This is a genomic window from Lonepinella sp. BR2357, assembly GCF_051851525.1.
Taxonomy (GTDB): domain Bacteria; phylum Pseudomonadota; class Gammaproteobacteria; order Enterobacterales; family Pasteurellaceae; genus Lonepinella.
Genome location: NZ_JBPDVG010000011.1, coordinates 87,150 through 100,490, shown reverse-complemented (window position 1 = coordinate 100,490; position 13,341 = coordinate 87,150). Strand labels below are relative to the sequence as shown.

General features: G+C 42.2%; 14 protein-coding genes and 3 tRNA genes. 13 read left to right on the top strand and 4 right to left on the bottom strand.

Going from position 1 to position 13,341, the window contains the following annotated elements:
* Nucleotides 1-332 precede the first annotated feature (332 nt).
* Together hemG and ACTG7L_RS08825 are read right to left on the bottom strand one after the other, a co-directional pair.
* Entirely contained in the window at nucleotides 333-842 is a 510-nt protein-coding gene (hemG, locus tag ACTG7L_RS08830; protein ID WP_439328222.1) for a menaquinone-dependent protoporphyrinogen IX dehydrogenase, read from the bottom strand.
* Nucleotides 842-2,305 (bottom strand): TrkH family potassium uptake protein, encoded by a 1,464-nt coding sequence (locus tag ACTG7L_RS08825; protein WP_439257307.1) that lies wholly within the window; start codon nucleotides 2,303-2,305, stop codon nucleotides 842-844. The genes hemG and ACTG7L_RS08825 overlap by 1 nt, the downstream gene beginning before the upstream one ends.
* 155 nt (nucleotides 2,306-2,460) lie before the next feature.
* Here ACTG7L_RS08825 and tusA point away from each other — a divergent pair, with 155 nt between their 5' ends.
* The gene (gene tusA, locus ACTG7L_RS08820) at nucleotides 2,461-2,697 is read left to right on the top strand and encodes a sulfurtransferase TusA (protein ID WP_439243086.1); all 237 of its coding nucleotides are present in this window, start codon (nucleotides 2,461-2,463) and stop codon (nucleotides 2,695-2,697) included.
* Between the two features lie 42 nt (nucleotides 2,698-2,739).
* Here tusA and ACTG7L_RS08815 read toward each other — a convergent pair whose 3' ends face one another.
* Nucleotides 2,740-4,074, bottom strand: coding sequence for an NAD(P)/FAD-dependent oxidoreductase (locus ACTG7L_RS08815; protein ID WP_439328221.1), 1,335 nt, complete (start codon nucleotides 4,072-4,074; stop codon nucleotides 2,740-2,742).
* Between the two features lie 143 nt (nucleotides 4,075-4,217).
* On the opposite strand from ACTG7L_RS08815, the gene ACTG7L_RS08810 reads away from it, so the two are divergent.
* The 10 genes from ACTG7L_RS08810 (at nucleotide 4,218) to purT (ending at nucleotide 10,972) form a co-directional block, all read left to right on the top strand.
* Complete coding sequence (locus tag ACTG7L_RS08810) at nucleotides 4,218-4,442, top strand: YceK/YidQ family lipoprotein (RefSeq protein ID WP_439328220.1); 225 nt, start codon at nucleotides 4,218-4,220, stop codon at nucleotides 4,440-4,442.
* 2 nt (nucleotides 4,443-4,444) lie between these two features.
* Nucleotides 4,445-6,475: a DNA helicase Rep gene (gene rep, locus ACTG7L_RS08805; RefSeq protein WP_439328219.1), complete on the top strand. Its 2,031-nt coding sequence runs from the start codon at nucleotides 4,445-4,447 to the stop codon at nucleotides 6,473-6,475.
* Nucleotides 6,476-6,568: 93 nt separating this feature from the next.
* A tRNA-Ser gene (locus ACTG7L_RS08800) sits at nucleotides 6,569-6,662 on the top strand.
* 37 nt (nucleotides 6,663-6,699) lie between these two features.
* Nucleotides 6,700-6,776, top strand: a tRNA-Arg gene (locus ACTG7L_RS08795).
* Nucleotides 6,777-6,931: 155 nt separating this feature from the next.
* Nucleotides 6,932-7,008: transfer RNA gene (locus tag ACTG7L_RS08790), tRNA-Arg, on the top strand.
* Between the two features lie 671 nt (nucleotides 7,009-7,679).
* Nucleotides 7,680-8,282 (top strand): beta-phosphoglucomutase family hydrolase, encoded by a 603-nt coding sequence (locus ACTG7L_RS08785; protein WP_439328218.1) that lies wholly within the window; start codon nucleotides 7,680-7,682, stop codon nucleotides 8,280-8,282.
* A gap of 8 nt (nucleotides 8,283-8,290) precedes the next feature.
* Nucleotides 8,291-8,773: a YqaA family protein gene (locus ACTG7L_RS08780; protein WP_439328217.1), complete on the top strand. Its 483-nt coding sequence runs from the start codon at nucleotides 8,291-8,293 to the stop codon at nucleotides 8,771-8,773.
* Nucleotides 8,774-8,821: 48 nt separating this feature from the next.
* Complete coding sequence (locus tag ACTG7L_RS08775; protein ID WP_439243100.1) at nucleotides 8,822-9,115, top strand: hypothetical protein; 294 nt, start codon at nucleotides 8,822-8,824, stop codon at nucleotides 9,113-9,115.
* A gap of 151 nt (nucleotides 9,116-9,266) precedes the next feature.
* Nucleotides 9,267-9,779, top strand: a complete 513-nt coding sequence (gene luxS, locus ACTG7L_RS08770) for an S-ribosylhomocysteine lyase (protein WP_439243102.1) — start codon at nucleotides 9,267-9,269, stop codon at nucleotides 9,777-9,779.
* Nucleotides 9,780-9,790: 11 nt separating this feature from the next.
* Entirely contained in the window at nucleotides 9,791-10,972 is a 1,182-nt protein-coding gene (gene purT / locus ACTG7L_RS08765) for a formate-dependent phosphoribosylglycinamide formyltransferase (protein WP_439328216.1), read from the top strand.
* 18 nt (nucleotides 10,973-10,990) lie between these two features.
* On the opposite strand, the gene tsaA is transcribed toward purT, so the two are convergent.
* Complete coding sequence (tsaA, locus tag ACTG7L_RS08760) at nucleotides 10,991-11,713, bottom strand: tRNA (N6-threonylcarbamoyladenosine(37)-N6)-methyltransferase TrmO (protein WP_439328215.1); 723 nt, start codon at nucleotides 11,711-11,713, stop codon at nucleotides 10,991-10,993.
* A gap of 87 nt (nucleotides 11,714-11,800) precedes the next feature.
* Between tsaA and ACTG7L_RS08755 the strand changes: the two genes are divergently transcribed.
* On the top strand, nucleotides 11,801-12,697 hold the full coding sequence (locus ACTG7L_RS08755; RefSeq protein WP_439328214.1) for a 1,4-dihydroxy-2-naphthoate polyprenyltransferase: 897 nt from the start codon (nucleotides 11,801-11,803) through the stop codon (nucleotides 12,695-12,697).
* A gap of 45 nt (nucleotides 12,698-12,742) precedes the next feature.
* Entirely contained in the window at nucleotides 12,743-13,243 is a 501-nt protein-coding gene (gene rraA / locus ACTG7L_RS08750; protein ID WP_439328213.1) for a ribonuclease E activity regulator RraA, read from the top strand.
* Nucleotides 13,244-13,341 lie beyond the last annotated feature (98 nt).

Below are 13,341 nucleotides of genomic sequence, written 5' to 3'. Positions count from 1 at the left end.
GACTTCAAGTTTTATTTAATTTTTTAAAACAAGTCAATCAACAAGTGCCCACACAGATTGTCTGATAAATTGTTAAAGAACGATTGCATTTATGCAAGGTTTGAAATGATATAAATTTATTTCATTTGTGTCAAGCGATCTTTTTTACTTTTTTCGATCTTATCAAGCAAATGAATGATTTGCTTTATCTTGACTTGCCAACTTTGCGGTGCGGAGGTGCATTATAGGGATATTTTTCTGCGCTGCAAGATCTTTTTATCAAAAAAATTTTAATTGCATTTTTATTAATCAATCCACAATAAAATGCCAGAAAAACAGGCAATAACTGGTGATTACTTCAACGCCTCAAATTCGTTGGAGAAAGCCTGTACTCGCTCCCAATCCGTATACTCAATTTCTTTTGTAGTATCGGTTTCGCCACCGGTTATTTTCATGATAAATCGGATCATCATGCGATCAAACCAATGATACCTTGGATAAAGTAACGCACCGGCAAAAACAGCGGAAAGGGTGGGCGTCCAAGGGATTCGGGCTAAAAACTTACGGACGTAAACATTGGTTTCTGGTGTATTTTTATCCGCTTTTCTAGCCGTCAAATTCACCCCAAAAAAGGCGCTGGGTTTTGCATTCAAAAGTGCGGTGTTTTTTTCAATAAATTTATAGACTTGCTGATTAAAATAGCCATAACGTATTGATGCACCAATCATAATCCGATCCACATCTAAGGAAAACTGCTCCGAAATTGACCGCACTTCCACTTCACCAGATAAACGAGAGGCAATAAATTCAGCAATTTTTCGGGTTTGCCCATCATGGCTTGAATACAAAATCAAGGTTTTCATTAGGTTTTCCAAAAAGAGGGGCTAAATAAAATTAATAAGGAGAAAATCTCAAGTCGCCCGGCAATCATGGCAAAGGATAACACATACTTCGCACTGTTGGAGGCCTCGGCAAATCCCACACTGGCGGAACCCAATCCCGGCCCCACGTTAGTTAAGGTGGAGAAGATCGCCACCAATGCGTCAAGGGGATCCATACCACATAAAATTACCCCAAAAACACAAACCCAATAGGTTAAGAAAAAGGCAATCAGAAACGCCCAAATGCCCTCGATCACGCGAGAAGATAATAACGTACCGCCTAATTTAATTGGCACCACCAAATTCGGGTGCACTAAAAATTTAATTTCACGTTTAAGTTGTAACCAGATGACCAACACTCGGATCATTTTCAGCCCGCCTGATGTGGAACCCGCACAACCGCCGAGAATGGCGGCAAAAACAAGTAACATGGACAAAAAGGTTGGCAGTTCATTTAAATTAAACAAGGTAAATCCCGCCGTCATAGACATGGACGACATCTGGGCTGACCCCTGTGAGAAAGCGTCAAAAAAGGAGAGGCCTTGATAGGAAACATACAACCCAATGGTCATCATGGCAATTAACGCACATTGCACCAAACAGAAGAAACGAAATTCTGGATCACTAAAATAGGTTCGCCACATGGATTGATATTTTCGGTTCATCAATGCACGCACATGCAAACCGAAGTTACAGCCTGTAAAGAGCATGAAAAACGCAGACAATAAGTAAATCGTGGAGTTTTGGAAATAGCCCAAATTGGCGTCATGGGTAGATAATCCGCCGTTAGACACCGTCGAGAAACTATGGCAAATCGCATCAAAGAATGTCATGCCCGCCAACCAATAGGTTAAGGTACATAACAGGGTTAAGCCCCCATAAATCATCCAAAGTAATTTGGCCATTTCGCCAATACGTGGCAAAGTTTTCTGATCTTTCAGTGGACTTGCCGATTCCGCACGGTATAGCTGACCGCCCCCGATGCCTAACAACGGTGTCACGGCCACCACCAATACGATCAACCCGATCCCGCCAATCCATTGCAAAAATTGACGATAAAATAAAATGGATTTAGGCAAGTCATCTAAGCCAGAAATGGCCGTTGCCCCTGTGGTGGTTACCGCTGAAATGGCTTCAAAAATGGCTTGAGCAAAGTCAATGTTCAGTTCATCAAAAAAGAGAAACGGAATCACTGACAGGCCACACAACAAAAACCAGAACATTACGACAATCAAAAACCCCTCTCGGGAACGTAATTCTTCTTTATGCTGATAACAGGATCGCCATAATAATGCGCCTAACAACAGGCTAAACACAAAGGTTTCAATAAACGCCTTACCGCCACCGTCACCGTAAATTAAGGCCACGAACGCAGGGACAAACATGGATAATGAGAAACACATTATCAAAATGCCAACTATTCGAATAATGGATAAAATATGCACAATATAGCTACTCTTGTTCGGTAAAACGATAAATCATCTTCACAGTGATCCTATTCTATCATGTCGCGGGCAAAACTGGCGCCCCTTAAATTTTGACCCATGCCAAACTTCAGGCTATTATATACGAAACATGAACGCAATGAAAAATGATTATAATGAATGACATCACCCTAGATTACACCCTTGATACGCAAGGCTTACGCTGCCCAGAACCCGTGATGTTGGTGCGTAAACAAATTCGCCATATGGCAACAGGCGAGGTCTTATTGGTAATTGCCGACGATCCCGCCACCACCCGAGATATCCCCAGTTTCTGTCAATTTATGGATCACCAATTATTGCATTCGGAAACCGAAAACCTCCCCTATCAATATTGGATAAAAAAGGCATAGAAAAAAGCTAAATCACCGAAATGATTTAGCTTTCTCACGGCATTAATACAATTTCAACGACGGGCGAATAAAGCGATTTAAACGTCCAATCAAAATAATTAAGCCCACTTTAAAACAGCCATGCAAACGTTGTTGGTGCAAACGATAAAGAGAAATATAAGCTAAACGAGCCAAGTTTCCCTCCACCGTTAACGAGCTTTTTTTGCCCGTGGTAATGTTCCCAAGTGCGGTGAATTTTGACAACGAAACTAGCGATCCTTTATCACGGAATTCAAAGGCTTTCAGCGTGGTTTTACCCTCAAATAACGCCACAATATTTTGCCCACAAACCGTGGCCATTTGAGTGGCTGCTTGCCCTCGTGGTGGCACAGGGGTGCCGTCTTTTTGTAATAAGAAAGCGCAGTCGCCAATAGCGAACACGCTATCGTCCAAGGTCGTTTGTAAGGTATCTTTCACGCATAATTGATTAATGCGATTCACTTCTAAACCGTCAAATTGTTGGGTCACAGTAGACACTCGCACACCGGCTGCCCACACCATTAAATCGGCTTTAATTTCGCCCCCGTCTTTGGTCAGCAAGCTGTTTGGCGTGGCTTCGGTAATCATGGTATCGGTTCTGACATTCACGCCTAAATCGGCTAATTCCATCCGCACTGAATCGGAAATACGTTCAGGCAAGGCAGGCAATAAGCGACTGCCCGCCTCAATCAAGGTGACTTGTAAACAATCACTACGAATTTTACCGTAACCATAAGAAGATAAATGTTTGGCCGCATTAAATAATTCTGCTGAAAGCTCTACACCTGTGGCGCCGCCACCCACAATCGCAATATTGACTTTATCTTCTTGCACTAAAGTTTGTTTACTTTCATCTTCACCAATTTCAGATAAGGCATTGTTTTCGGAGAATTTTAAGAAAAGTTCCAACATTTTGTGTTGAAAACGTAAGGCTTGATTTGGCGAATCAAGGAAAATACAGTTTTCCGCCACGCCTTTGGTATGGAAATCGTTCGATTTACTGCCAATCGACAACACTAAATAATCGTAAGGAATACGACGTGCCACCACAATCACATCCCCCTCGGTGCCGTAAACTGGCGCTAACTCAATATATTTATTGGCACGATCAATACGTGCAATGGCGCCTTGCTCAAAATGGAAATGATGGTTAAAGGCATGGGCACGGAAACTCACGGCGTCAGTTTCAGAATCTAATACGCCCGTGGCCACTTCGTGTAATAAAGGTTTCCACAGGTGGGTTTGATTACGGTCAACTAAAACCACATTGGCTTTTTGCTTTTTACCGAGTTTATGTCCTAAAAAAGTGGCCAGCTCTAATCCGCCAGCGCCTCCGCCGACAATGACAATGTTTTTCATAAATTAACGTTCCTAAAAATAAAAAATTCACAAATTGGCAACAATTCTAATATGTACACTATGGAAAGTCTATTTCTAAAGCAGAAATATCACAAAATTAGCGTATAATAGACGCCAGATTTAACTTAAAAAAATAACCTCACGTGAAAAAAACTTTATTTATTTTAACCGCACTTTTCTCCACGGCGAGCCTGACAGGCTGTGGGACGATTGTGCAATTAGTCGATCCCACGGAAAAATATCAAGCCTATGACGGCACAAAATTTGATTGGAAACAAACCCAAAAATGGGGCTTGCCGATTTTAGACTTGCCGCTTTCTTTTCTGTTAGATACGGCATTATTACCCTATGTTTGGTCACAAGAATAAGCATGAAACTGAATCCACAACAACAACAAGCCGTCGAATTTAGCCGTGGCCCTTGCTTAGTGTTAGCGGGGGCGGGTTCCGGTAAAACAAGGGTGATTATTAACAAAATTGCCTATTTAATTGAGCAATGTGGTCATTTGCCTAAACACATTGCGGCGGTAACCTTTACCAACAAAGCCGCACGAGAAATGAAAGAACGGGTTGCACATTCTATTGGCAAAGAGAAAACCAAAGGCTTAACCATTTCGACTTTTCACACCTTGGGTTTTACCATTATTAAACAGGAATATCAGCAACTGGGTTTTAAAGCCAATATGACGCTGTTTGATGAACATGATCAAATGGCCTTATTAAAAGAACTCACTGCGGATGAACTGCAACAAGATAAGGATTTATTACGCCAACTGGTGTCCGCCATTTCCAACTGGAAAAATGATTTAATCATGCCAGAGACGGCGCTTGCTTTGGCTCGGGATCAAAAATATCAACTTTTTGCCCAATGTTACGACCGCTACGCTAAACAAATTCGGGCCTATAACGCCCTTGATTTTGATGATCTGATTATGTTGCCCACCTTGCTGTTCCGACAAAATGAAGAAGTGCGGTCAAAATGGCAGAATAAAATTCGTTATTTATTGGTGGATGAATATCAAGACACCAACACCAGCCAATATGAACTGATTAAATTATTGGTCGGTAGCCGAGCGAATTTTACCGTGGTGGGGGATGACGATCAGTCAATTTATTCATGGCGAGGCGCCAGACCGCAAAATATGATGCGGTTACGAGATGATTTTCCCAAACTGAATGTGATTAAGTTAGAACAAAATTACCGTTCCACCCAACGCATTTTACATTGCGCCAATATTTTGATTGATAATAATGACCATGTATTTGATAAAAAACTGTTTTCTAATCTCGGGCAAGGCGACAAATTAGAAGTGATTGAGGCCAAAAATGAAGAACACGAGGCCGAGCGTGTGGTCGCTGAATTGATCGCCCACCGTTTTACTCGCCATACCAAATACAAAGATTATGCCATTTTATATCGGGGCAATCACCAATCTCGCTTGTTAGAAAAAGTGCTAATGCAAAACCGCATTCCTTACAAAATTTCAGGCGGCACCTCATTCTTTAGCCGAGCAGAAATTAAAGATATGATGGCGTATTTGCGTTTATTGGTGAATCAAGATGATGACGCTGCTTTTTTGCGGATCGTGAATACACCCAAACGTGAAATTGGTACGGCAACCTTAGAAAAACTGGGCTTACTTGCCCATGAAAAGCATATTAGCTTGTTTGCAGCGATTTTTGAATTTGAACTAATTCACCGTATCACACCTCGAGCCTACAATGCGTTGCAAGGCTTTGGCCGTTGGATTGTCGAACTGAATGACGAATTATTACGTGCGGAACCCGAACGTGCCGTTAAACGGATGTTGGCGCAAATTCAATATGAAGAATATTTATACGAAACCGCCAACAGCCCGAAAGCGGCCGAAATGCAAAGTAAAAACGTCGCCACCCTGTTCGACTGGATCGGCGCCATGTTAAAAGGTGACGAGGTCAATGAACCCATGAGTTTAAATCAGGTGGTGACGAATTTAACCCTGCGAGATATGTTAGATCGTGCGGAAGATGACGACAGCAGCGATCAAGTGCAATTAATGACCCTACACGCCTCAAAAGGCCTTGAATTTCCGCATGTTTTTTTAATTGGCATGGAGGAGGGATTATTGCCCCATCAAACCAGCATTGATGAAGATAATATTGACGAAGAACGCCGTTTAGCCTATGTGGGCATTACCCGAGCGCAACAAACATTGCGCTTTACGCTATGCAAAGAACGCCGTCAATATGGCGAGTTAATCAAACCCGAACCCAGTCGTTTTCTGCTTGAACTGCCCGCTGATGACTTGCAATGGGAACGGGATAAACCGCCATTAACGGAACAGCAAAAACAACAAAAAGCGGAAACCAATATCGCCAACTTACGTGCAATGCTCGCCAATGCACAAAAGAAATCGAATTAAATTGTAGAGGATTTAAACAAACAGACAATTTTTAACAAAAAGCGTTTGACTTGTTGGCAGAAAACCGTATCATATCGCCCACAAACCAGTTGCGGTGAGATGGCCGAGCAGGCTGAAGGCGCTCCCCTGCTAAGGGAGTATGGGGTTAAAAGCTCCATCGAGGGTTCGAATCCCTCTTTCACCGCCATTTTTCTGGTTTTGACAAGTTAATTTTATGATAATCTGCACCCGTAGCTCAGCTGGATAGAGTACTCGGCTACGAACCGAGCGGTCAAAGGTTCGAATCCTTTCGGGTGCGCCATTTCATTTTTACTCTAGGTGGAATTGGTTTAGATTAAAATAAAACTCAAATTTCAAGTAGTTTAATCAAGGTTCAAGTGACAAGTTGAAGACAGTGCATTAGCACAGCGAAACGCAGTCACGCAGAAGATTGATTAAAATACGCCGGAATTTTACGCACCCGTAGCTCAGCTGGATAGAGTACTCGGCTACGAACCGAGCGGTCAAAGGTTCGAATCCTTTCGGGTGCGCCATCTTGCTTTTCTTTTTATTTCATTTTTGTGTTTATACTTAGATCGGTTTCGCCGATGGCGACTTACTTTTTCTTTGCTTGTGCAAAGCAAAAGTAAGCAAAAAGAAACACACCCCAACTTTGCCTTGTTTCCTGAAAATATTTTAATTTGCTTAACGGAAAATGGCTGAACTCGCTTCGCTCAAACAGACGCCATTTTCCTACAAATTAAAATATTTTCAGGCGGCAAACATGGGGCCCCCATTGGTGCATTAACAAAATACCGTGGAATTGAATACCTAGTACTCTCGTACTAGGTTAAGCATGGAGATGCTACTCCGTAGCTTAAAAAATATCTATTTTCTCACCGCACTCTTACCCACACTCGATCAAAAATTGGGGCCCCGTCTGAACCGCCTTTGCGACTTGGCATTTTTAGCTAAATTTTGCATGTTTGAGCGCAGCGAGTTCAAAATTTAGCGTTAAGAAAATGCCAAACGAGCAAAGATAAGCGGTGAAGTCGGGGTGTGCTTTTCTTTGCCTACTTTCTTTTGCACAAGCAAAAGAAAGTACGGTCGCCAACGGCGAAACCCGTTCTTAAAAAAACAAATTTGCAATAAAAACAAAAAAACTAATTACATCTCCCCCATTTTATAGCAAAATACCCCAAAAGATCCCCAACAGGAAACAAACATGCTCGATCAAAACACACTCCAACATTACACCGCCCTCATCTTCGACATGGACGGCACCATCATTGACACCATGCCGAGCCATGCACTTGCTTGGCAAAAAGTAGGCGAAATCTTAGGTTACCCGATCACCGGCGAAATTATGTACGAACTCGGTGGAGCGACAGTATCAACCATTGCTCGTGAAACCATGAAACGTCATCAAATTCCTGAACAGTATTTTGCGGAGATGGTGCGGTTAAAACGAGAAATCGGCTTTGAAATTATCAAACAAAAAGCCGCTTTGCTCCCTACTTTTGATATTGTAAAAGCCTATCAAGGTAAGAAACCCTTGGCGTTAGGAACAGGATCCCATGGAATTATGGTAGATTTATTATCACAAAAATTCCAGTTACGAGATTATTTTGATGTCATTGTAAATGCGGATCAAGTCACCCACCATAAACCGCACCCAGAAACCTTTTTACGTTGTGCTGAATTACTCAATGTCGATCCCACTCGCTGTTTGGTGTTTGAAGATGCGGATCTCGGTGTGCAGGCCGGATTAGCCGGCGGAATGGACGTATTTGATGTGCGAATTAATCAAATTATCAACGCCAAATAAGCCCAAAAATGGTTGATTTTTTCACCGCACTATTCGGCGAACATAGTCTGTATTTGATGTTTTTCAGTGCGTTTTTAAGCGCCACGGTACTACCCGGCAATTCTGAAATCGTCTTTCTCGCTCTCAGTGCCAAAATACAGATTGTCGCCGAGCAGTATTTTAGTTTGCCTATTCTGCAATTACTGGTAGCAGCCACCTTAGGCAACACGCTAGGGAGTTTAACCACTTATTGGATCGGACGTTGGTTTCCTTTTCCCGAAATAACGCTTGCTCAACAAAGCAAAGTGCGGTGGATTTTCGCCAACTTTTCTCGTTATGGTTCGCTATTATTGCTGTTAAGTTGGGTGCCTGTTTTGGGCGATTTACTTTGTGCCGTGGCCGGTTGGTTACGCTTAAATCTCTGGCAAAGTCTGATATGTATACTGATCGGCAAAGGATTACGCTATTTATTTTTACTGAGTATCGTGATCGGTTATACTTTTTGGGCGTAAATGTGTAGAATATAAACAATCTTTAAATATCACAAAGGGAAAAATAAAATGAAATTAAAAAATTTATTTATTGCAAGTGCTGTGGCTTTAGTATCCGTTACATGCAAAGCTGAAAGTAAAGATTATAGTGGTATTTATAAAAAAAATGATACAGTAGTCACATTTACCAATTTAGGTGGAAATGAATATAAAATGAATTACAAAAATACTTTTGTAGATGTAAATGATACTGGTCGCATTGAAAATGACAAATTTTATATTAATGGACAAAAATTATGGGGAATATTTAAAGATGATACTTACGAAATTTTGAACAATAGTAGCGTCTATAAAAAACAATAAAGATTTTCCATAATCCAAAAAAAGCCCCTCACAAAGAGGGGCAAATATAACCTAAGGAACCAATTTTTTATTATACAACTGCAAGTTGCTTGTAATATAAGACTTGCACAATCCCATAAAGTTCAAACTTTTTTAAAAAAAAGGAAAAAATATGCCATTACTTGATAGTTTCAAAGTCGATCACACCATTATGCACGCCCCTGCGGTACGCATTGCCAAAACCATGACCACGCCAAAAGGTGATATTATCACGGTGTTTGACCTGCGTTTTTGCCAACCGAACAAAGAAATTATTTCTCCACGTGGGATCCACACCCTTGAGCATTTATTCGCTGGCTTTATGCGTGATCATTTAAATAGCGATAACGTAGAAATTATTGATATTTCGCCTATGGGCTGTCGCACCGGTTTTTATATGTCGTTAATAGGTACACCTGACGAGCAACGTGTGGCGGACGCTTGGTTAAAAGCCATGCACGATGCGTTAGCGGTCAAAGATCAAAACACCATTCCTGAAATCAACGAATATCAATGCGGTTCATTCAAAGAACATTCCTTAGCGGACGCTCACAAAGCAGTACAACATGTGATTGATAAAGGCATTGGCATTAATAAAAATGAAGATTTAATGTTAGACGAGAAACTGCTTTATCCACAAGCATAAGGAAAAACAAGATGACAACTCTCGGTACCCCTTTAACGGCAAAAGCCACCAAAGTCATGATGTTGGGTTCAGGTGAGCTTGGCAAAGAAGTGGTGATTGAATTAATGCGACTTGGCGTGGAAGTGATCGCCGTGGATCGCTATGAAAATGCACCCGCTCAACAAGTGGCTCACCGAGCTTACACCATTTCTATGTTAGACGGCAATGCCTTGCGTGAACTGGTAGAAAAAGAGCAGCCAGATTATATCGTTCCCGAAGTGGAGGCCATTGCCACCGATACGTTGGTGGAATTGGAGCAACAAGGCTTTAACGTGATTCCGACCGCCAAAGCCACCAAACTCACCATGAACCGTGAGGGCATTCGCCGTTTGGCCTCGGAAGAATTGGGCTTGCCTACCTCGCCTTATCAATTTGTGGATAACCTTGAGGACTTTGAAAGTGCGGTGCAAAAAATCGGCGTGCCTTGCGTGGTCAAACCGATTATGTCCTCTTCTGGTCACGGTCAATCGGTAGTGAAATCTTTTGATGATGTCAAACTGGCTTGGGATTATGCGCAACAAGGCGGACGAGCAGGGGCGGGACGTGTGATTGTCGAGGGTTTTGTGAAATTTGATTATGAAATAACCTTGCTCACCGTTCGCCATATTGGCGGTACATCATTCTTAGCCCCTATCGGACACCGCCAAGAAGATGGCGACTACCGTGAAAGTTGGCAACCGCAAGCCATGTCAGACATTGCGTTACAAAAAGCCCAAACCATTGCGGAAAAAATTACCGGTGCCTTAGGCGGACGGGGCATTTTCGGGGTGGAAATGTTTGTCTGTGGTGATGAGGTGATTTTCAACGAAGTGTCGCCACGCCCGCACGACACCGGCATGGTGACGTTAATTTCACAAGAACTTTCAGAGTTTGCGTTACATGCTAGGGCAATTCTCGGCTTGCCTATTCCGCAAATCAACTTGATCAGTCCGTCTGCCTCAAAAGCCATTGTGGTAGAGGGTAAATCCAATCAAGTGCAATTTGGCAATTTAGCGGAAGTCTTAAGCGAACCAAACACCGATTTACGTATTTTCGGCAAAGGCGAAGTGAACGGACACCGCCGTTTAGGGGTAATTTTAGCACGTGATGAAAGCGTGGAAAAAGCGTTGGACAAAGCGGTAAGATCCTATAATAAGTTAGATGTCACCCTTTAATTTTTCAAATGGAGCCTGTCAGTTGACAGGCTTTTTTATCACATTCTCAATTTCCACCACTTCCACGCTCTCTTTTTCTGTTATTTGAAACTTCACATTATAATTAATTAAATGCACGCCATAAATCCGATCCGAAACTTGCCCTTGCTGATAAGCAGGTCTCGGATCTTGTTGTAAAACTTCGGTAATAAATCGCCCAAAGTGCGGTTGAAATGTTTCGATTTTTTGCACCGCAGTTTGAGCGTTTGGGCTGAATTTTACCTGTAATAAGGCGGACGGTTTCTGTTGTGCAAAACCCGAAATCGCCTGAGGTTCGCTATCGGCATAAGCAATATAAGGTTTGATATCAAAAATTGGCGTGCCATTAACCAGATCCACCGCACCAAGATGTAACAACACTTTGCCTTGTGAACATTCAATTTTACGCAGTTCCACTTTCGATAAACCTAACGGATTTGGGCGGTGGGTAGAACGTGAGGCAAATACGCCTACTCGTTGATTGCCCCCTAAGCGTGGCGGTCGGACGGTGGGTTGCCATTTACCTTGCGGAATTTGATCAAATTGGAAAATCAACCATAAATGGCTAAATTGTTCCAGCCCCCTGACGGTTTCAGGCACATTATAAGGTGGCAATAATTCCATCACGCCGGTGCCATCTTGCACCAAGTTAGGTTGACGTGGTACGGCAAATTTTTCTTGATAGGGCGTGTGGATCACCGCCACCGGTTTTAAGTTCAACATCTCGTGTAATCTATGCTAAAATACATGCCCTTATCTTACCCGATAACCGCCCAAAGTGCGGTGTATTTTTTTGGAATTTTTACATTCATGGCGACAATAAAAACTTGGTTCGATACCATTCGGCCTAAAACCTTACCTTTAGCGGTGGCAATTATTTTAACCGGTTCTGCGTTAGCACAATGGCATGGCACCTTGAGTTGGTCAGTCACGTTACTTTGTTTGCTCACGGCGACATTGTTACAAATCGTCTCCAATTTTGCTAACGATTATGGCGATTATCAAAAAGGCTCCGATACCGCAGAACGTATCGGGCCGTTGCGTGGCATTCAGCAAGGTCAAATGACTGCCACCCAATTACGCAATGGCTTGATTGCAGTTTGTATTGCCAGTTTTGTTTCTGGTGCCAGTTTAATTGCGATTGCCTATGAAACGACGCAAGATTTGATTGCCTTTGCAATTCTCGGCATCTTAGCCATTTTAGCCGCCATTACCTACACGGTGGGCAAAAAACCCTATGGTTATTTAGGCTTAGGGGATATTTCGGTGTTCCTGTTTTTTGGTTTATTAGCCGTGTGCGGCACTTACTATTTGCAAGCTCATAGCCTAGATTGGTCGATATTCTTACCGGCCGCTGCTTGTGGTTTTCTCTCTACTGCGGTGTTAAATATCAATAATTTACGTGATATTGAACAAGATCGCAAAGCAGGCAAAAACACCTTAATTGTGCGTATTGGCCCTGAAAATGGACGGATTTATCACTGTCTATTATTAGCCAGTGCGGTGCTTTGTTATGCTGTTTTTGCGATTGTGCATAAGCCATTATTGCTGATTATTATTGCGGTGATTGCCTTGTTGTTAGCTAAACATGCTCGCTTTGTTTACCAACAAAAGGATCCGATGGCACTGCGTCCAATGTTAGGCAAAATGTCAATGTTGGCTTTACTTAGCACGGTTTTATTCAGTTTAGGCTTGCTAATTTTATAAGATCGGGCATATACTAAACGAAAATTTTGATATAAGGAAAATGCTATGCAAATTGATACGTCTTTACTCTGTGATATTTATCTTGATCAAGTGGATGTGGTGGATCCGATTTTTTCCAGTTTTGGTGGCGTGACAAATTTTTACGGCAAAGTCACCACGGTGAAATGTTTTGAGAAAAATGGCTTGATTGCAGAAATTTTAGAAGAGGACGGTGCCGGTCGAGTGCTTGTCATTGACGGTGGCGGTGCGGTGCGTCGAGCCTTAATTGACGCAGAATTGGCCCAATTAGCGGCAGATAACCGTTGGGAGGGTATTATCGTTTATGGTGCCATTCGTCAACTTGCAGAATTGGAAAATATTGAGATTGGTATTCATGCTCTCGCCCCAATTCCAGTGGGTGCAGATGAAGATAGCCAAGGGGAAAGTGATGTGCCAGTGAATTTTGCCGGCGTGACGTTCTTCCCTGAAGATCATGTGTATGCGGATTTAACCGGTATTATCTTATCCCAAGAACCTTTAGATTTAGATGAGCTAGAAAGCAAATAACACACAAAATAGTCATGAAGTGCGGTTAAATTTTGAAAAATTTTTAACCGCACTTTTTTATTTTATGATCGCCGTCACAAATCCATAAAAAAAGTATT

What these genes read in the sequence shown, in the direction of transcription:
- hemG (WP_439328222.1), bottom strand. Translation starts at nt 842, where the DNA reads ATGAAAACCTTGATTTTGTATTCAAGCCATGATGGGCAAACCCGAAAA.
- tusA (WP_439243086.1), top strand. Translation starts at nt 2,461, where the DNA reads ATGAATGACATCACCCTAGATTACACCCTTGATACGCAAGGCTTACGC.
- ACTG7L_RS08815 (WP_439328221.1), bottom strand. Translation starts at nt 4,074, where the DNA reads ATGAAAAACATTGTCATTGTCGGCGGAGGCGCTGGCGGATTAGAGCTG.
- rep (WP_439328219.1), top strand. Translation starts at nt 4,445, where the DNA reads ATGAAACTGAATCCACAACAACAACAAGCCGTCGAATTTAGCCGTGGC.
- ACTG7L_RS08785 (WP_439328218.1), top strand. Translation starts at nt 7,680, where the DNA reads ATGCTCGATCAAAACACACTCCAACATTACACCGCCCTCATCTTCGAC.
- ACTG7L_RS08780 (WP_439328217.1), top strand. Translation starts at nt 8,291, where the DNA reads ATGGTTGATTTTTTCACCGCACTATTCGGCGAACATAGTCTGTATTTG.
- ACTG7L_RS08775 (WP_439243100.1), top strand. Translation starts at nt 8,822, where the DNA reads ATGAAATTAAAAAATTTATTTATTGCAAGTGCTGTGGCTTTAGTATCC.
- luxS (WP_439243102.1), top strand. Translation starts at nt 9,267, where the DNA reads ATGCCATTACTTGATAGTTTCAAAGTCGATCACACCATTATGCACGCC.
- purT (WP_439328216.1), top strand. Translation starts at nt 9,791, where the DNA reads ATGACAACTCTCGGTACCCCTTTAACGGCAAAAGCCACCAAAGTCATG.
- tsaA (WP_439328215.1), bottom strand. Translation starts at nt 11,713, where the DNA reads ATGTTGAACTTAAAACCGGTGGCGGTGATCCACACGCCCTATCAAGAA.
- ACTG7L_RS08755 (WP_439328214.1), top strand. Translation starts at nt 11,801, where the DNA reads ATGGCGACAATAAAAACTTGGTTCGATACCATTCGGCCTAAAACCTTA.
- rraA (WP_439328213.1), top strand. Translation starts at nt 12,743, where the DNA reads ATGCAAATTGATACGTCTTTACTCTGTGATATTTATCTTGATCAAGTG.